This is a genomic window from Streptomyces corallincola, assembly GCF_019104725.1.
Classification (GTDB): Bacteria; Actinomycetota; Actinomycetes; order Streptomycetales; family Streptomycetaceae; genus Streptomyces; species Streptomyces corallincola.
On sequence record NZ_JAHRXF010000007.1, the window covers coordinates 1 to 20,210 of the forward strand.

The 20,210-nt window shown below is 66.8% G+C and carries 6 protein-coding genes; all 6 read left to right on the forward strand.

The genetic code is table 11. The features are described 5' to 3' along the window. Nucleotides 1-45 precede the first annotated feature (45 nt). The 6 genes from KUM39_RS07360 (at nt 46) to KUM39_RS07385 (ending at nt 20,204) form a co-directional block, all read left to right on the forward strand. Entirely contained in the window at nt 46-1,134 is a 1,089-nt protein-coding gene (locus KUM39_RS07360) for a TIGR02679 family protein (protein ID WP_281425654.1), read from the forward strand. A 183-nt stretch (nt 1,135-1,317) separates the two neighbouring features. Next, the gene (locus tag KUM39_RS07365; RefSeq protein WP_217784610.1) at nt 1,318-2,487 is read left to right on the forward strand and encodes a serine/threonine-protein kinase; all 1,170 of its coding nucleotides are present in this window, start codon (nt 1,318-1,320) and stop codon (nt 2,485-2,487) included. Between the two features lie 128 nt (nt 2,488-2,615). Continuing rightward, nucleotides 2,616-5,672 carry an SNF2-related protein gene (locus tag KUM39_RS07370; protein ID WP_308288071.1) on the forward strand — a complete coding sequence of 1,019 codons (3,057 nt, stop codon included), beginning with the start codon at nt 2,616-2,618 and terminating at the stop codon, nt 5,670-5,672. Further along, nucleotides 5,669-11,164, forward strand: a complete 5,496-nt coding sequence (locus tag KUM39_RS07375) for a hypothetical protein (RefSeq protein WP_217784611.1) — start codon at nt 5,669-5,671, stop codon at nt 11,162-11,164. The genes KUM39_RS07370 and KUM39_RS07375 overlap by 4 nt, the downstream gene beginning before the upstream one ends. Then, nucleotides 11,161-17,901: a DEAD/DEAH box helicase family protein gene (locus tag KUM39_RS07380; protein WP_217784612.1), complete on the forward strand. Its 6,741-nt coding sequence runs from the start codon at nt 11,161-11,163 to the stop codon at nt 17,899-17,901. The genes KUM39_RS07375 and KUM39_RS07380 overlap by 4 nt, the downstream gene beginning before the upstream one ends. After that, on the forward strand, nt 17,898-20,204 hold the full coding sequence (locus KUM39_RS07385) for a UvrD-helicase domain-containing protein (RefSeq protein WP_217784613.1): 2,307 nt from the start codon (nt 17,898-17,900) through the stop codon (nt 20,202-20,204). The genes KUM39_RS07380 and KUM39_RS07385 overlap by 4 nt, the downstream gene beginning before the upstream one ends. Nucleotides 20,205-20,210: the final 6 nt, after the last annotated feature.

Genomic DNA, 20,210 nt, shown 5'->3' on the forward strand with positions numbered 1-20,210 from the left:
AACTCCTAGTTTTCAATGGGTCTTTGAGTCTATTTGTGGACTCTCTTGAATCAGGGGCATCGTCGACGGCGAGATCGTGTGCGGCTCGAGGCGCTGGACCAGAACGTCCGCAACGTCACCGGAGCCTCACTCCGCAACGTCTTGGAACGAATTGGTCCTCCGCTGCGGTTTCGAGTCGACGAACGCAGCGCCATCGATCAGGCCCGCCAGCAGTTGCTGGCCGAGGGGGAGGCCAGCGCGCTCCACGCCGAGAATCCCTGGTACAAGGAGTGGCTGAGCGGCCTAGCCTCTGACGGGACGATCACTGGGCTGATCAATAAGAAGGACGAACGCCTCCTCAGCCAGGCCATCCGCGTTCTGGAGTACCTCGATGCCCGTGCCAGCGGTTCGCCTCCAGTCATGCTGGCCGCCTTGGCCGACGCCACCACGGGAAACACCAAGGCCCTCAACCCTGGCCAAGGCTCGTTGCCGACCCTCGTACTCCGTGTGCTGGCAACAGCACGGGGAGTTCCGCTCGCGGCAGGAGCCGAGGCCCGGCGCGAGCTCTGGGACGCGTTCGACGTCATCGTCGACGACCTGGCCAGCCTCGTCCTCGTTCTCAATCTGTCGGCGGCTGGTCGAGGGCTGGGGGAGTGGCTCACCGACGCGGCTCGATACGGCACCCCCTTCCACGTCACACTTCACCAACTGGTCACCCTGCCTGTCACCGTTCACGTGCCGCGTGTGTACGTGTGTGAGAACCCAGTCGTCCTCCGCCGCGCCGCTGGAGAAATCGGCGCGAGCAGCCCGCCGTTGATCTGCGCCGAAGGCCGACCGTCAACGGCCTTCCACCGACTGGCCCGCTTGATCGTCAACGGAGGGTGTCGGCTCCTCTACCACGGGGACTTCGACTGGCCGGGAATCGACATGACCAATCAGCTCATCGGCCGCTACGGAGCCGAGCCCTGGAAGATGAGCGCTGAGGATTACATGGAGGGGCTCCGGACCGAAGACGACCACGTTGCCTTGTCCGGGAAGGCCCTTAGCACTTCATGGGACCCGCGTTTGAGCAATGCGATGCAGGAGCATCAGGCGGCTGTCTACGAGGAAGGCGTCGCTGACGCCCTCCTGGCGGATTGGGGTGACCAACTCTGATCATGGGCGGGTGATGACCTGCTGAGCGGGCAGCCGACAGCCGCTGGGGCGGGATACCCACGGTAGAGCGGCAGAGACGACAGAGCCCTGCATGCCCCGTACAACGAGCGACTAGGCTTGATCGGCGCCCACGAATCTGGACCGGATGGCGCAGGGGTGCGTGTAAGGAGTGCTGAGCAACAGATGACGGGGACGCCCGAGCGGATCGGCCGGTACACCGTGGCCAAGGAGCTGGGCTCGGGCGGCATGGGGGAGGTGTACCTCGCCTACACCCCGGGTGGTCAGCCGGTGGCGGTGAAGCTGATCCGGAGCGACAAGCTGGACCCCGTCACGCGGGCCCGCTTCGAAAAGGAAGCGCTGATAGCGCGCACCGTGATCGGTACCAACAGGGTGGCGCGGTTCCTGGAGGCCGACCCCTTCGCGGACCGCCCCTGGCTGGCGATGGAGTACGTGGCCGGACGCACCTTGCTGGCCTGCGTGGACCAGGACGGCGTTCTCCCCTTGCCGCTGGTCGCCAGTCTGGGCGCGTTGCTCGCCGAGGGGCTGAGCGCCGTGCACGCCGCGGAGCTGCTCCACCGGGATCTGAAGCCCCAGAACGTCATTATGGGCACAGAAGGTCCCATAATCATTGACTTCGGGCTCGGTGCGTTCATGGATGCCGCGAAGGAGTCCCTGTCCCACAGCGGGATGATCATTGGGACGGTGCGCTGCATGCCGCCGGAGCAGGCAAGCGGACATCCGAAGGTGACGCCAGCCGCGGACGTGTACGCGCTGGGCACGGTTCTGCTGTATGCGGCGGCCCGCCACTACCCGTACGACGGTGCGGTGTGGGAAGCCGTCGCCATGCAGGTGGCGAATCCTGACATCGGCCCGGATCTGAGCGGTGTGCCCGAGGGACTCAAGCAACTGATCGCCTGCATGCTCGCCCACGTTCCCGAGGACAGGCCGACGCTGGATGACGTTTCAAAGGCATGCTCGAAGCTTCTGAAGGCCGCTGGAAAGGCGCCGGCCGACGCACGACTTGCTCTGATCGCGCATACGGCCTCGGGCGGTACGCCGGATGCGGCCAAAGAGCCGTTGTCCCCATCGTTCGAGAAGCTGCTTGAGGACCAGGCCGAGATCACTGACGACGCGGGTCTCGACTCGCCGCTCGACAGTCCGCGAGGAGCTGCTGAGGCGGAAGAGCCGGAACCGGAGGAGGTGGCGCAGTACGAGCCGCACCCCGACGCCGCCGAGAAGGCCGTGAAGCCAAAGGCGGAGCCGAAGGCCAGGCCCAAGGCCGTAAGGCCGCCGGCATCGAAACGGGTCGCGGATGAGCTGAGGGCGGAGTACGCGGCGGATACCGCGCTTTGATGGCCAAGCTGTCAGTGCCTGGTGGGAAGCTAGGCGGACGGGCGTATAGGTCGGCTTGGACGCTGTCCATACGATTCGTGAATGGTGAGCGGTGCGAAACGCGCCGTGGGTGAGGAATCGGAGCGGACGTGAGCGTCGAGGCGGAAGCCGTGGGCGGGCAGAGCGATACGGCGAGGAACGCCCGGGAGCCGGACGAAGCCTCGTCGGCGAAGCGGCCGACTGACACTGGCGGATACGCGGCGGGCGCACAGGTCCTGATCCGAGACGAGCTGTGGCTGGTGCGCAACTGCAGGGACACCGACCGTGACGGATGGATGGTCGAGGTCACCGGCATCTCGTCGTTCGTCCGCGGGATCGACGCCACTTTCTACGACCGGCTGGATGTCGTCCAGGAGCTGGACCCGCGCGAGACCGAGCTGGTGGCAGACGACTCTCCGAACCACCGCAGGTCCCGTCTGTTCCTTGAGGCGATCATGCGGAAGACGTTCCTGCCGCAGACCGAGCACGGCCTGGCGCTGGCGGACAACTTCCTCATGGACCAGCAGGTCCACCAGCTGCGCCCGGCGGAGCTGGCGCTGTCGATGAAGAACCCGCAGCCGCGGATCCTGATCGCGGACGTCGTGGGTCTTGGTAAGACCCTGGAGATCGGGGTGCTGCTGGCGGAGCTGATCCGGCGGGGGCGCGGCGAGCGGATCCTGGTGGTGACGCCGCAGCACGTGCTGGAGCAGTTCCAGCGCGAGCTGTGGACCCGATTCGCGATCCCGCTGGTGCGGCTGGACTCGACCGGCATTCAGCGGGTGCAGCAGGACATCCCCGCGGGGCGGAACCCGTTCGCGTACTTCAAGCGCGCGATCATCTCCGTGGACACCCTGAAGAGCGACGTGTACGCCCACCACCTGGACAACACCGACTGGGACGCCGTCGTCATCGACGAGTCCCACAACCTCGTCAACCGCGGCACGAAGAACAACGCGCTCGCCCGTCTACTGGCACGCAAGACCGACGCGCTGGTGCTGGCCTCGGCCACCCCGCACAACGGCGACGCCACCTCCTTCGCCGAGCTTGTCAGGATGCTGGACGAGGCTGCGATCGCCAATCCGTCCCAGTACGAGGTGAAGGACCTCGCGCACCTCTACATCCGGCGCACCAAGACCGCGTCCGAAGTCCGCGAGTCCCTCAAGGGGACCTGGGCGGACCGCGGCCCGTCCCTGCCCCTCCACGCTCCGGCCACCGAGAAGGAACGCGCGGTCCTCCAGGAACTGGCCACACGCTGGATCCCGGCCGACCCGGCGACTCCGTCGGTGAGCCGGCATCAGCTCGTCCCGTACCGGTTGCTGAAGTCGTTCCTCTCCTCGCACAAGGCGCTGTTGGCGACCATCAAGACCCGCATCGGAAACCTCGACAACCCGCCGCCCGACAAGCCCGACAACGGTTCGAAGACGCGGAAGCGGCCGGAGGACCCGGCGGTACGCGAAGCGGCACGGAAGGTCGAGCGGGCGGCCCTGACCGACCTGCAGCACCTCGCCGAGCAGATCGAGGACCAGGACTCGGCGAAGCGGGCAGCGCTGCTGGACGCGCTGCGGGAGCTGGGCGTCGGCCCAGGCTCGGACACCCGAGTGGTCGTGTTCTCCGAGAGCATCCCCACCCTGAAGTGGCTGGCGGAGACCGTCCCGGCCGCACTCGGCTTCCGGCACACCACCAGCCCGGACGAGAAGAAGCCCTGGCTGGGATACGGCGGAGCCGTACAGGTCATGCACGGCGAGGCCAGCACGGATCAGGAACAGCAGGACATCGTCGAGAAGTTCGGGCTGCGCGACGACCCGGTGCGCATCCTGTTCACCGGCGACGTCGCTTCCGAGGGCGTCAACCTGCATCAGCAGTGCCATCTGCTGATCCACTACGACCTGCCGTGGTCCCTGATCCGCATCGAGCAGCGCAACGGCCGTATCGACCGGTACGGGCAGGAACACCGGCCCGAGTTCCGCGCGCTGATCCTCACCAGTGACATCCCGTGGCGCACGGACGAGACGACCGGACAGCCGCGAACCCTGGACGACCGGCTGGTGGGCGAGAAGCTCCTCAGGCGTGAGGAGGAGGCTCACAAGATCGAAGGCTCGGCCGAGGCGGTCACCGGCCTGTACCGGGCCAAGGAAGAAGAGAACCGCCTCACCCAGGACCTGATCGCGGGCCGCACCGTCGAGGAGTCCATCAAGCAGTCCCAGCAGGGCGGCGCCGCCTTCCTCACCGGGCTTCTCGGCCAGGTGGGCGCAGTACACGAACACCCCGAAGTGGCCCGTGCCGTGGTACCGAAACTCTTCCGGTCCACCGCCGACTACTTCGACGAGGCACTGCGGCAGATCTCCCGTCCCAACCCCGAGGACATGCTGTCGCTGCGGCGCGACGACGACGGCACCATTGCCTTCGAGCCACCGCGGGACTTGCTGTACCGGCTCAAGGCACTGCCCAAGTCGTACCTGGACGAGCAGCAGATCCTGCCGCGCAAGACCGAGCCGGGACGCATGCGCATCACCTTTTCCAAGGACCTCGCCGCGGCGCGCCTGAAGGCGGCCCGGGAGACCACCGCGTCCCAATGGCCGAACGTCTCGTACGTCACCGACGTCCACCCCGTCCTGGACTGGCTCACAGACAAGGTGCTCGTCGAGATCGGCCGCCACAAGGCCCCGGTGCTCGCCGCCACCGTGGACAGTCCGACTTTCCTGGTCCAGGGCATCTACTCCAACGCGTTGGGCAAGCCCACCATCGTCGAGTGGATGGCCGTCTCCGGCCTTCCCGACAGCCCGCACGTCACAGCGCTGACCGCCGACGTACTGGAGAGCTACGGCGTAGGCCCGAACATGCCCGGCCGCGCCACACCGCGCGACCTGCCGGGCCTCAGCGCGCTTGTGCCCGACGCCATCGACGCCGCACAGCGACAACTCGCCCTCCTTGAAGGCGCGTACCGCGAGCAGATCGAAGAGACCCTTGCTCCCTATCGCAAGAAGGTCACCGACTGGCGGCAGGACGCCCTCTTCGCCAGTGCACGCCCGAAGGAAGCGGAGCTCGACCGCACGGCCAAGCGACAGCTGAAGCTGGTCAAGTCCCTGGAGACGGCGGGCGAACCGATGCTGCGCCTGCTGGCCGTCCTCGAACCGCACACCGCCACTGAAGGAGGCACCGAACGATGAGCACCGACTTCGACTCCTTCGCCAACCGTGGCGAGTACCTGTCCGCGCACTACTTCGCCGACCAGCTCGGCACTGACCTCAAGAAGGGCCTGTTCGCCACCTGGGCGCAGCGCGAGGGTGACGAGAACGACCCGCGCAAGACCCCGCGCGAGCTGCTGCGCACCCTGCGCACCCCCTACCTTGTCGAGGAACTGCGCGGCTACTTCGTCAAGACCACCCAGGCCGACGCCGAGGACGAAGCCCGCCTGAACACACACAACAACCCCGAGTGGACCAAGCGCCTCGCGGAGTGGCACCAGATGGTCCTGCGGGCCCTCGGCTACGACACCTCCCCGGCCGAGCTCACTGTGCACCGCGCCGGCCGCGACCACACCCTGCCCGTCGCCTACCACGGCCATGGCATCGTCGCCCTGGACTGCGGCTGGACCGCGGCCAACGACGACGCCCTCGACCCCGACCGTGCCGGACGGCTCCTGTCGTCCGTGCGGGTCAGCGCGAGCGAGTCGTACGAGACGGGCGCGGCCCTGGCCTCTTGGCTCTTCCAGAGCGAACTCGGCGAAGTCGGTGGCCCGCACCCCCGCTTCGTCCTGCTGCTGTGCGGCGGCGTCATCCTGCTCGCCGATCGTCAGGCCTGGAACGAGGGCCGATACCTCGCGGTGAACCTCGACGCCGCCCTGGAACGCAATGACCGCGCCCAGCAGGGCGAACTCGCCACCATTGCCGCCCTGTTCAGCCTGGACATGCTCCGCCCCGGTGAGAATGACACCAGCCGCGGGATCGACGCTCTGCTCAAGTCCTCCGGTGACAATGCGGCCGGCGTCTCCGGCGAACTGCGCTACGGGTTGCAGCGCTCGGTCGAGATCATCGCCAACGAAGTGCTGCACCGGATGGCGGATCCGAAGAACAATGTCACCCCGGCCGACATCGAAAGCCCCAAGATCCCCTTCGCGCGCGAACTCACCCGCGAAGCGCTGCGCTACCTCTACCGCGTCCTGTTCCTGCTGTACGCGGAGGCCCGCCCCGAACTCGGCATCCTCCCTGCCGACGACGGGTCGTACGAGGCCGGCTACTCCATGGCCCGTCTGCGTGAACTCGTCGAGCGCGACGAGGAACTCGTCGAGGAGGAAGCCAAGAACGGCTTCCACCTCTTCCAGTCTCTCGACGTCCTGTTTAACAAGGTCAACTTCGGCCACCGTGCGTACGGCACCGAACCTGATGACGACCAGCCCGGCGACGATGAGGAGACCCGCAAGGCCAAGGAAGCCCGCCGCAGCGAGAACCGCGGCTTGCGCTTCGAGGCCCTGCGCAGCGAACTCTTCGAGCCGACCGCCATCCGCTTCATCGGCACAGGCGTCCTCGACCCGCGCAGCGACGAGGACAACGACCCCCGCTGGCTCGATCTGCGTCTGCGTAACGAAGCCCTCCACGAGGTGCTGCGGCTGCTGACGATGAAGAAGGGTAAGCGCGGCGAACGCGGTGGCTTCATCTCCTACCGCAACCTCGGCATCAACCAACTCGGCGCTGTCTACGAGGGGTTGATGTCCTACACCGGCATCATCGCCAAGGAGGAACTGTGCGAGGTGGCCCGAGGCGGTGACCCGGAGCAGGGTTCCTGGCTCATCCCCTCACACAAGCAGGACCAGTACCCCGACAAGACCCTCGTCCAGTACGGCGAGGACGACGCCCGTAAGGGCCTCCGCGGTCCGAAGAAGTACGAGAAGGGCTCGTTCGTCTACCGACTCGCTGGCCGTGACCGAGAGACTTCCGCCTCGTACTACACCCCTGAATCGCTGACCAAGGTCACCGTCGAGCTCACCCTCAAGAACCGCCTCGACCAGGAACGGGATGAGAATGGCGGCGTCATCAAGACGCGGGCGTCCGAGCTGCTGAAGTACAAGATCTGCGAGCCGGCGCTCGGCTCGGGCGCGTTCCTCAACGAGGCCATCAACCACGTCGCCGACGAATACCTGCGCCGCCGCCAGGACGAACTCGGCATCACCATCCCCGCGGCCGATGCGATCACCGAGAAGCAGAAGGTCAAGGCGTACATCGCCCTGCACAACGCCTACGGGGTCGACCTCAACGCCACCGGCGTCGAGCTGGCCGAGGTGTCGCTGTGGCTCAACACGATGCACCCAGGCATGCGCGCGCCGTGGTTCGGGTTGCACCTGCGTCGGGGCAACTCGCTCATCGGCGGTCGCCGCGCGGTGTACGCAGGCGATGACGTGGCGGGCAAGGACAGGGCCTGGCTGAAGGCGAAGGGTGCCTTGGCACCAACACCGCTGCCTTTCATCAAGGACGGTGAGCTGCAGCCACTGCCCGACGACGCGGTGCACCAGTTCCTGCTGCCGAGCCCGGGCTGGGCCGCGGTTGCTGGCTCGAAAGAAGCCAAGGAACTCGCCAAGGAAGGCGTCGAGAAACTCGCTGCCTGGAAGAAGGGGATCCTTCAGCGCCCCAAGCGCAGCACCGCGCACCTCAATACGGACGGGAGCCCGAAGCTCAACCCCAAGAGCAAGGTACCGAAGCCGGAAACATCCTCCCAGTTCACGAAGCTGCGGGACGCTGCACGTCGGGTCGAGTTCCTGTGGGCGGCCGTCGTCAAGCGCATGGAACTCTCCGAGAAGGAGATCGCGCGTCGGATCGACCTTTGGCAGGCCGATCCAACGGATCCCGAGTACGCCTTCCTCCAGCACCCCGATCAGGCGGTGCCGAAGGAGAAGGTCCTGGAGGACCTCTTCAATGCCGTCGACACTCCATACTGGCGGCTGAAGAAGGTCATGGACGCCTGGTGCGCCCTTTGGTTCTGGCCGGTTGACAAGGCTGGGCTGCTGGACGGCAGTGACGGTGAGTACGCGGCACGGACGGTCGTCAGTGACGCGGACGGCCTCAGTAAGGTGCTCGGAGGGGTGCCGCTGACCGGGGAGCGGCTTGAGCCCCAGGCCGCTCCCGAGCCGATGGCCCTTACTGCACCGACGCCCGCGCCGCGGTTCGTCGAGGCTACAGCTCTGTTCGCACTCGGCCCCGAGCAGACCTCCTTCGAGGACCTCGAACTGACCGCGGACGACGACGTGGTCGTGGAAGTGAGCCAGGTTGGACTGAAGGGGGCCAAGAAGGGGCCGGCCAAGCCGAAGGGGCCGGAACGGCGGTCCATCATCCCTCTCAAGGGACTCGACGATTGGCTGGAGTTCCTGGAAGCGATGCTGGGCACGGCCGATGTGCCTGAAGGCACCCTCATCGACAGTTTCAAGAGCCTTGACGAACTGAAGAGCTTCGAAGAGACACTTCCCGGCTTTATGGGAATGGACATCGACAACCCGGAAGACCGGTTCCCCTGGCTCCGGACGGTGCGCGATATCGCGGATGAACAGGGCTTCCTGCACTGGGAGTTGGAGTTCGCCCTAGTCTTTGCCCGTGGTGGCGGCTTCGACCTTCAGGTGGGTAACCCGCCGTGGGTACGGCCCCGTTGGAACGAATCGGCCGTTCTCGCGGAGCACGAGCCGTGGTTCGAGCTGGCGGACAAAGCGTCTGCGAGCGAAAGGGACCGTCGAAGCCGGGAGCTTTTGGAGTCCCCTGCGGCTCGCCGGTATGTGCTCGGCGAGCTGACGAACACGAGCGCGCAGGTCGCGGTGTTCGGTTCCCTGCAGATGTACCCGCTGCTGACGGGGACCCAGCCGGACCTATATCGGGCGTTCATGTCTCAAGTCTGGGCGCACACTTCGGCGTCCGGGACCGCTGGGATGGTTCACCCAGATACGCACTTCACGGGAGACAAGGAGGGTAGCCTCCGGGAGGCTGCGTATCGTCGGCTTCGTATTCACGGCGACTTCGTCAACTCCGGCCAGCGGTTCTTCCCGCGACCGGTGGGTGATACCGCGCACTTCGGGGTGCACGTTTACGGTCGGCCTACCGAGATCGGCTTCGACCATCTCTCCTGGTTGGTCTCTGTGGACGCGCTGCGGCACTCTACCCAGCACGACGGCTCGGGCGAGGTACCAGGCGTCCGGTACCGAAACGGTGAGTTCGACGAGCGTCCGCACCGGGCCCGTGTTATCCGGGTGGACAGATACCTGCTGTCTGTCTGGCAGCGTCTCTTGGGCGAAGCCGACCAGCCTGTCGAGCAGGGCCGCCTATTGTTCCCGGTCAGCACGGCGGAAGCCTCAGCGATCGAGGCTCTGGCGGACTATCCGCTGCGACTTGGCCCGCATCCGCGGATCTCGTCGGGATATCACGAGAGTGGGGCGAAAAAGGAAAATCTGATCGATTACAACCGTCCTGATCCCACCACGGGCCAGGAGTTCCAGCCGAACCATTGGCGCCGGGTGATTCTCAAGGGTACCCAACTGAGTGTCGCCACCCCGGTGTTCAAACGCCATGACGCCAACAGCAATGATCCGTATGGCGCGGATCTCGTCGCCCTCCCGCCGGACTTCGTACCCGATACGGCATACGTAAGAGCACACGGCAGAAGCCAGGCATACCTAGCCGAGCAGGAACGGTGGATCGACCACCGGGCTCTTGGGCGATTGAGGGCGTGTGATAAATCCGTTGCTCGTGCGCGGCAACAGATTGCACGCGTTGAACGTATCTCTGAGGACCTGGTCAATCCGACCAAGATCGATGACGTACTGGTGCAGAGAGCTCAACGACGGTACGTCACCTTCTACCGACTCGCGTGGCGATGCATGATCGCGCCGAATACTGAGAGGGCTCTTTATGCGGCCCTGGTTCCTCCGGGCACGGCATACGTCGACAACGTCCATAGCCTCGCAATGCCGAGCCGCCTCTCGACCGCTTTGGTCGGAGGTTTCTGGGCGTCGCTACCTCTGGATTACTTCTTGCGGGCCACAGGGCGAGGACACCTGCGGGGTACTGGCGTAAAAGCCATGCCCGCCCCTGCCCTCGAACACCCGCTCGCCTCTGCCCTCCTCCTCCGCACCCTCCGCTTGAATTGTCTGACCCAGGCCTATGTCGATCTCTGGGCCGATCTCTTCGACCCCGCCTGGCCCGATCGCGAGCGCTGGGCCCGCGACTGGCCCGGCCTCCAGCCCCTGGATGACGTGTCCCCGGACTGGCGCCCAGAAACGCCCCTCCGCAGTGAGCGCGCCCGCCGGTCCGCCCTGGTCGAGATCGACGCCCTAGTCGCGGTTTGGCTTGGAATGGACGCCGATGCCCTACTTGCCGCGTACCGGGGCCGTTTCCCCGTACTCCAGAAGTACGAGGCTGTGACCTGGTTCGATGCCGACGGTTGGAAGCTTGCGGGCAACGCGCGCACGATCGGGCAACGGCAGACGAAGGAGACGTGGGCGCAGTTCGAGGCGTATCGAGCCGCCCCGGACAGTGCCCCCGTCCCCGACGGTTACACGGTCCCCTTCTACAAGGCGGACCGCGAGGCGGAGATGCGTGAGGCGCACGCCGTCTTTCAGAAGCGGCTCGATGAAGCGATCGCGCGCGGTGAGTGGGACCCGGTCAAGCAGGAGGTGCCGAAGCCGTGAGGCCGACGCTGGAAGCGCGCGGGCTCAAGGAGAGCCTGCTGCAGTATCTGTCGACGACGTATGCGTTGACGGACGAGGGCGCGCGGGAGGCGCTGCATCGGTTCCTCGGGGATGAGACGACGGGGATGTTCCGCGGGCCGTACCTGCGGATCCGCACCCCGTTCACGGCGGCCAGCGAAGGGTGGCGTAAGCACCTGGAGTGGCAGCGTGAAGGATTCACCCCGTACGCGCATCAGGCGGTCGCGTTCGAGCGGCTGACGTCGGCGAACGGGCACACGCCGCAGCCGACCCTCGTGACCACGGGGACGGGTTCGGGCAAGACGGAATCGTTCCTCTACCCGGTTCTCGATCACTGCCGCCGGGAGCGGGAGGCGGGGAAGACCGGCGTCAAAGCAGTGTTCCTGTACCCGATGAATGCGCTCGCGACCGACCAGGCGCAGCGCATCAACGACCTGCTCACGCAGAACGACGAGGCTCTCGGCAAGCTCTGGGCGGGGCTGTACATCGGGGACCGGGCGGCGACCCAGTACGAGAAGGTGCGTACGCGGCGTTCGGACATGCAGCTATCACCGCCGGACATCCTGATCACCAACTACAAGATGCTGGATCTGCTGCTGCAGCGTGAGGACGACGCCTCCCTGTGGCGGGACGCGGACATCCGGTACGTGGTGGTGGACGAGTTCCACACGTACGACGGCGCGCAGGGCACCGACGTGGCAATGCTGCTGCGACGGCTCGCGTCCGCGGTCGGCATGTCCGAGAAGGGACGCCCGCTGGGACGCATCTGTCCGGTTGCGACCTCCGCGACGCTCGCATCTGGAACAGACGAAGACGGGGTGACGCGCCTGCTGGAGGTGGCGAGCGACGTCTTCGGTACGGAGTTCACGGCGGAATCCATCGTCGGAGAGAACCGGCTGTCGGTCGAGGAGTTCATCCCGCTGACCGACGTGAAGATGCAGGGACTGCCGACGCCCGACGAGCTGCTGGCTCTGCCCGATCCCGCTTCCGGCGAGGAGGCGATGCTCGACCTCATCAAAGCGGTGACCACGGTCCGGGATCCGGACCCGTTCCTGCTGGGTGAGAACCTGAAACGGCATCTGTTCACCCGCGCGGTGATGCAGGCGCTGGACGGCGAAGTGAAGACCAGCTCGGAAGTGCTGGACGTTATGTGGCGGGCCGGCGCTGCTGGTTGGGCGGAGGCGGTGGCCCGTCAGCCGGAGAAGGCGGCCGAGGCGCTTGCCCGGTTCGTGGCGCTGATGTCGTACGCGCGTGACCCCAAGTCACCTCCGGGGGAGCCGCGTCCGTTCGTACACGTCGAGGTGCACCAGTGGGCCCGGTCCGTGTCCCGGCTGCTGCGTGGCGTACTGCCGTGGCCGAAGGCCGAGTTCCGCTGGGACGCGGCCGGCATGGCGGACGCCAGTGCGACCGACGGCGGCCGAACGGCGCCGGTGACGACCGCGACGTCGGGGCAGAGCGCCAACCTTTTCCTGCCGGCCATCTACTGCCGGGACTGCGGGCGGTCGGGCTGGGCGGTGTTCTCGCCGGAGAGCGATGACCACGACGTCCAGTTCGACACTTTCAAGATCCGTCGCGCCTCGCTCGGCCAGGACAAGGCCCGGGTACGGAACCTGATCGCAGCGACCGAGCGGGAGGCGCGAGAGGGCTCCGGAGCGGCGCCGATGGCGGCTGGCGGCAGGGGTACGAGCGCTGCATCGCAGGGCTCGGGCGGTTTGCTGATGGTGCTGGACGGCGCGCGCAAGCGGCTGCGGTTGCCCGATCCGCTCAACGACTACGACAAGGACACCAAGGAGCCGCGGCTGACCGCCCGCGACTCGGCGTTCGTGCTGGTCAACTTCGGTGGCACGGTGGCGAACACCGCGGCCAGGGAAGACTGGTGTGCAGCGTGTGGCGAGCGCAACGCCATCCGCTACCTGGGCACCGGTTCGGCCGCGATGGCCGCGGCGTCGATCACGCAGCTGTTCACGGGTGGGGAGCTCGACAAGAAGCTGCACGAGGACAAGACGCTGATGTTCAACGACTCGGTGCAGGATGCCGCGCACCGGGCCGGGTTCGTCTCGAACCGTTCGTACACTTTCTCGCTGCGCGCCCTGCTGGCCAAGCACCTAAGGCACGACCAGCCGACGCCGCTCAACGACCTGATCGCAGGCGTGGTCGAGGCCACTACGGACAAGGACACGCTGGCTGCGGTGGTGCCGCCGGATCTGCACGGCTACAAGGGAGTTGATCGGCTGCTGTCCGGTGAGGGGCGCGGCGGAAGTCTGCCGACGTGGCGTCTCATCGGGCAGCGTCTCGCGTTCGAGGCGTTGATGGAGTTCGGCTTCCGCTCGCGCAACGGCCGCACCCTGGAGCTGACCAGGACCGCTTCCGCGCAGGTTCGTATCGACGATGCGGTGGCCGTCGTAGCCCTCGTCAAACGGATCCACGAGGAGTGTGTGCGCGACGGTGTCCCGCTGATCGCTCAGGACGACGCACGCTATCTGGCGTTCGTACGGATCTTCTTGGAACGGCTGCGCACCCGGGGTGCGGTGGCGCACAAGTGGTTGAGCAAGTACGTGGACGAGGCGGGTACCAGCCGGTACTTCATCTGGGGCAAGCGGGCGCCTGGCATGCGGGCTTTCCCGAAACGCGTCGCGGCCCCGGTGTTCCTGCTCAGCCAGCCCAAGAACGGCAGCGAGTTCGACTTCGCGACCGGGCGGTTGTCCTGGTACGAGCGGTGGGCAGGGCGCTGCCTCGGTCTCCCGCGCGAGATGGCGCCGGAGTTCTGGAGTGGACTGCTACCAGAGCTGGCCTCGCTCGGCCTGCTGTCGGTCCGTACCCCGGCTGACACCTCGGTGCGGGTGTACGGGCTGAAGCCGGGCAACATCGAGGCCCAGCTGCTGGACGACGAGCAGGTACGTCACGCCTACGTGCGCTGCCCGGTGTGTTTCTGGGAGCAGACGGTCCACCCGTCCCTGCTTGACCAGTGGCACGAGCAGCCGTGCCCCTCTTACCGCTGCCGCAACGGCCGCCTGGTGGCCGGCGACCGGCCCGAGGGCCTGGGCGCGCACCACCGCGACCGCGACTACACCGACGACTACTACCGTCGTCTGTACCGCAAGGCGGGCACCTATCAGGTGGTCACCGCTGAGCACACCGGGATGCTCTCCCGTCCGGAGCGGGAGAATGTGGAGAAGGCCTTCAAGCGCCGCGAGGGCTTCAAGGACCCCAACGTCCTGTCGTGCACCCCGACACTGGAGATGGGCATCGACATCGGTGACCTCTCGGCGGTCGTGCTTGCCGCTCTGCCGCGTCGCCCTGCCAGCTACGCCCAACAGGTTGGGCGAGCGGGACGCCGTACGGGCAATGCGTTCTTGCTGACCATCCCCGACCGACGGCGCCGCGACCTGTACTTCCTGGAGCGGCCAAAGGATCTGATCGCGGGCACGATCGTGCCCCCGGGCTGCCATCTGTCAGCCATCGAGATCCTGCGCCGCCAATATCTGGCGCACTTGCTGGACCTCGCGGCCGCCGGACGGCTGGTGCGTGCGGACGGCATCGTGCTGCGTGCGCTGCCGCACAAGGCGCCTCGTCTGTTCGGGCCTTCGGGCTACCTGGTTGACCTGGTGGAGCTGGCCATCGCCCAGGGCGAGGAACTGGCGAAGGGGTTCTTGGAGTTGTTCCCCTCCGGTGTCAACGACCAGGCCAAGGCCGACCTGCGTACTTACGCCACCCACGACCTGCGCGCCAAGGTCGAGGAGGCCGAACGGGAGTGGTTCCGCGGCCAGCGAGCACTGCGGTCTCGGCTGCGTGAGATCGATGATGCCCACGAGGAACTGCACGACTCCGATCCGGACCAGGCGCGGCAGAAGGCCGAACTGGACGCCGAACGACGTGGAGTTGGCCGCCGCCTGATGAACCTGGGCGAGACGTCGGCCCAGAGCGCTCTGTGCGACCTGGGGCTGCTGCCCAACTACGCGCTGATCGATTCCACGACCGTTCTGTCGGCGACGCTGTACGGCGAGGACGGGGTGGACGCCAAGACGGGGCAGGTGAAGTACACCTCCACCACCGATTCCTACGAGAGGCCGCGGCGTATCGCGCTGGAAGAGATGGCCCCGGGCAACACCTTCTACGTCAACGGCCACAAGCATCAGATCACCGGTCTGGAGATTGCAACCGGCGGCCGGCAGGAGTGGCGCACTTGGCGCGTATGCCCGGGCTGCGGATACGTGCGTACCGAGGACGCCGCCGAGGACCGGTCGCCATGCCCGCGCTGCAAGACCAGTCACATCGCAGACGACGGCTCCTGCCTGTTCCAGATCGTCGAACCGGCGACCGTGACCTCGCGGGACAAACGGGAAGACGCCCAGATCCGCGATGACAAGGACGACCGGGACCGCCGTTTCTACACGGTCGTGGACGCGGTCGACATCCCGGTGGAGGCCATTGAGCCGGGCTCGTGGCGGCACGACAGCCAGACGTTCGGCGTCGACTACTGCCGTAAGGCGATGATTCGCCGGATCAACGTCGGACCGGTCCGTTACGACGCTCCGAACCGCGACGACTTCGCCGGCCACCGGGTGCGCCTGAACCCGTTCCACGTGTGCACGGCCTGCGGCGCGGCCACCGCGGACGGCCAGCCGGTCTTCGACCACGACACTGACGCGCTCGACTCCCTCGCCGCTCGCAGCGGAGCACTCAAGCACCACCGTCCATGGTGCCCGTTGCGGCGCGGAAAGAAGGACGGCGTACGTCAAGAACCCGTCTTGCTCGCCCACAAGTTGGAGACCGAAGCCCTGCGGGTCCTCATCCCCGCCGCCACCGCAGACGTCGATTCCAAGGTGCACTCGTTCAGGGCCGCACTTCGCCTCGGCGTGGACCTTCACTTCGGCGGCGACCCTCAGCACCTGGCCACCACCGTCGCCTCCATGCCGGACAACGAGAGCGGCGAGCGCCGCTGGTTCCTCGTGCTCTTCGACTCGCTGCCCGGTGGCACCGGCTACCTGGACCGGCTCACCGATCCGATCGCGTTCCGCGACACCCTGGCCAAGGCGTACGAGATGCTCAAGGAGTGCCCGTGCGCCGAGGAGCAGCGCCGGGCCTGCCACCGCTGCCTGCATCGCTACACCCCTGAGCCGTTCCAGGACATCGTCTCGCGCCAAGCCGCGCTGACGATGCTGGAATCCCTGCTGTTCAAGCAGGACGGCTCGGACGGCTGGGAGTGGAGCGAGGTCGACCACACCGGACTGGTCGGCTTGGACGCCCAGGTCGAATCCGACCTTGAGGCGCGCTTCCTGGCGGCCCTGCGCGACTGGGTGAAGGTCACCGACGACGCCTCCCTCGACGAAGACGGCCATGCGAGCGGGCATCTGCGCTTCACCGACGGTCCCGGCGTCATGCACTGGCGCCTGACCGCGCAGCAGCAACTCCGGGGCACCGTCACCGACTTCACCTTCACGCGCATCGACGGGCCGACCCAGAGCGTCAAGGTCTACCTCGAAGGCTTTCGCTTCCACGCCAGCCGCGAGCACAACCAGATCGCCACCGACGCGGCGAAGCGCACCCTCCTGCGCGCCGAAGGAGAGACCGTCTTCCAGATCACCTGGGCGGACATCGATCTCTTCGAGAAGCGGCCCACCCGTACGCAGCCCGTATGGCCGCCGTACCGGGGCACGGCTCAGGAACAGGCCAAGACCGCGTACGAGCAGTACGGCGGCCAGCGCGCCCACTTCGCCGATGCTGTCTTCGCCAACCCCATCGACACCTTGATCGCCTACCTGCGTGATCCGGATGCCGACCGCTGGGCCCGCCGGGCCCGCGCTCTGGTCACCGGGCTGACGGCCCAGCCAGGCACGGCCCCGGTTGCCGCGGCCGGACGCCGCAGCGAACTGGTGGCAGCCCTGCGCGGCCAACTGGCCACCTTCTCCGCCACCGAGCGCCACGACAAGCCGGTCGTAGCGGATGCCGCCGGCATCGGACCCGTCCATGTCTTCCGCACGCAGGACGAGACCGGGCTGCCGATCGTGTTCGCCCTGGACGCCGCCGACCCCGAGGCCCTGAAATGGACCGCCCTCGCCGTGCTCGACGACTCCGAAGCCGTGCTGGACACGGACGAGCACAAGGAACGCTGGCGGTCCTGGCTGTACTGGACCAACCTCACCCAGTTCCTGTCTCTGGCCGGCGGTGACGGCGTCCAGCTCGCCACCAGCAAGGCCGCGGACTTCGAGGTCGAGGTTCTCGCGGTCTGCGGCGGGCTCGGCGAACTCGACTCGCTGATCGGCGCCCTCGCACCCGTCGTGCCCGAGGCGCCTGTGACCGTGGTCAAGCCCGTCGACCCAGACCCCGGGCACGACTCGGCCGCCGAGGCCGCCGTTGTCCAGGCGCTTCGCGACGCCGTCTGGGACGAGGACATCCTGGAGATCCTGCGCGAAGACGTGGATGAGGCACCGGACTTGCTCCGTCTCGCCGAGACACTTGCCGACCGCGGCAAGCAGGCACCCGTCTTTGGCTACGAATTGGGCACCAGCCGCTGGCAGGCCGACTTCGCCTGGCACACCTCCGCTCTCAAGATCGCCGTTGTCTCCGCCCACCAGGGCGACGACGACCCCGAGGCCCAGCGACGCGACGCCGCGTACGCCGAGGACGGCTGGACTGTGCGTACTGCCGCCGAATGGCTCGACCATCTCGACGAACTGCTCGACCAGCTCCCCGACACGGAAGAAGGCACGCTCCGATGACCGCCCGGCTCAGCCTGTACCGCAAAGCCGAACAGGAGCTGTACAAGCTCGACCGCTCGGTCAAGGCCCAGTTCTACGACTTCTGCCACAACTTCCGGAACAACCCTGATCTCCCGGGTCTCAGGAAGAAGAAGCTCAAGGGCGATTCCCGCATCTGGTCGGCTCGAGTCAACCAGGACTATCGGGCCCTGCTCACCCCCACCGGTGTCAACGCGGACGGTGCCGAGAGCTGGCTGGTCATCGCCGTCCGGCACCGCAAGGACGTCTACGAAGAGCTTCAGGTCGCCGTCAACCGCGTCACCGGCGAGATCGAGTTCGTCGACCTCGCCGTCGTCGGCGACAGCGCTCTGCGCAGGGTCGGCATCACGCTCACTCCGGCCGAGCCGGAGGAGCAGGCGCCCAAGCCCGAGGCTGTCCCTGAACCCGAGCCTGCGGCGCCGGCGCTGCTCTCCGCGTACGACGCAGGACAACTGCGGTGGCTCGGCGTCGCCGAGCAGCTGATCGACCTGGCGCTTACGGTGACCACCAGCGCCGAACTCGACCAACTTGTCGAGAGCGCCCCGCTGCTGTCGAAGGACATCCTGTACGGTCTCGCCGCCGGGATGGACATCGACGATGTCCGTAATGAGATCACCGCACCGGTCAAACTCGACCAGCAGCCCGACCCCGACGACTTCGCTACAGCGTTCTCCCGCACCAAGGTCACCACAGTTGACGACGCAGTACGCGCAGTCATCGAGGAAGGCGACTTCCGTGCCTGGAAGGTCTTCCTGCACCCCACGCAAGAGCGCATCGTCCACCGCCACTACAAGGGCCCCGCCCGCGTCTCCGGCGGCCCCGGCACCGGCAAGACGATCGTCGCCCTACACCGGGTCAAGCAGCTCGCTGAACAGCTGCCCCCTGGGCACAACAAGCCGATCCTGCTGACCACCTTCACCAAGAACCTCACCACTGACCTGCGCCTGCGGCTCGCCTCCCTCGTCGAACCGGAGTTGCTGGCCCGCGTCGACATCGCCCACATCGACCAGCTCGCCGCTCGCGTCCTAGGCGAAAACACTGCCCCCGGACGTGGCAAGCAGCGCGTCTACGACCACGTGGCCCTGAACGAGATGCGCCAACTGCTGGCCGAACTCGACGACCGACGCTGGGAGCCGGAGTTCCTCCTTGAGGAGTGGGAGCAGGTCATCCTCGGCCAGTCGGTCCCCACCCGCTCCGACTACTTCAAGGCCCGCCGCGCTGGCCGGGGGCGCGCGCTCACTCGCCCCGAGCGCAACCACATCTGGAAACTCATCGAGCAGTTCACCGCCCGCCTCGACAAGCTCGGCGTCGAAACCTGGGGCCAGGCCGCCGAACGCGCCGCCCGCTTCGAGATCGAGCGCGCCGCGAAGATCAGGGCCCGCCGCGAGTACAAGGAAAAGATCGGTGGCAAGGACCTCATCCACCGCGATGACAGCTCCGGCATGCGCTACATCGGATACCGCTACCGGCACATTGTCGTCGACGAGGCCCAGGACCTGCGCCCCGCGCATTGGAAGATGCTGCGGGCCATGGCCGACCCCGACCAGCCCAACGACATGTTCGTCGCGGGCGACACCCACCAGCGCATCTACGACCACCAGGTCGCTCTCGGCGCCCTCGGCGTCAACATCCGAGGCCGTGCCTCACGGCTGACCCTGAGCTACCGCACGACGAAGGAGATCCTCGCCGAGGCCCTCCGCGTCGTTGACCCCAAGAGCAAGAACGAGAAGGTCACGTACGACGACCTCGACGACGGCACCGACACGCTCGCCGGATACCGTTCCGTCCTCCACGGTCCCAAGCCCGACTTCAACCGGTACGACACCTGGGACGACGAACTCGCAGGACTCGCCACGACGTTGAGCACGTGGCGCGAGGAACTCTCCACCGACGAAAAGGGCGCCTCCCTCGACCCCAGCGGCCGCATCGCCGTGTGCGTGGCCGACCGCGACATGGTCAGCCAGACCATGTATTACCTGGCTACCAAGGCGGGCATCACCTGCGCCGAACTAACGAAGGACGGCCCCAAGGGCGACGGCGAAGTCCACGTCGGCACGATGCACCGCTTCAAGGGACTCGAATATCAACGGCTTGCCATCGTCGGCGCCAGCGATGGCATCATCCCGCGCACCAGCGTCATCGAGCGCTACCGCACCGAAGACCCGCCCCGCTACGAACGCGAGCAGCGTAAGGCTCGCTCCTTGCTTTTCGTCGCCACGACCCGGGCCCGCGATGCCCTGAACATCAGCTGGCACGGCAAGCCCAGTCCCTACCTGCCGATCTGATGTGCC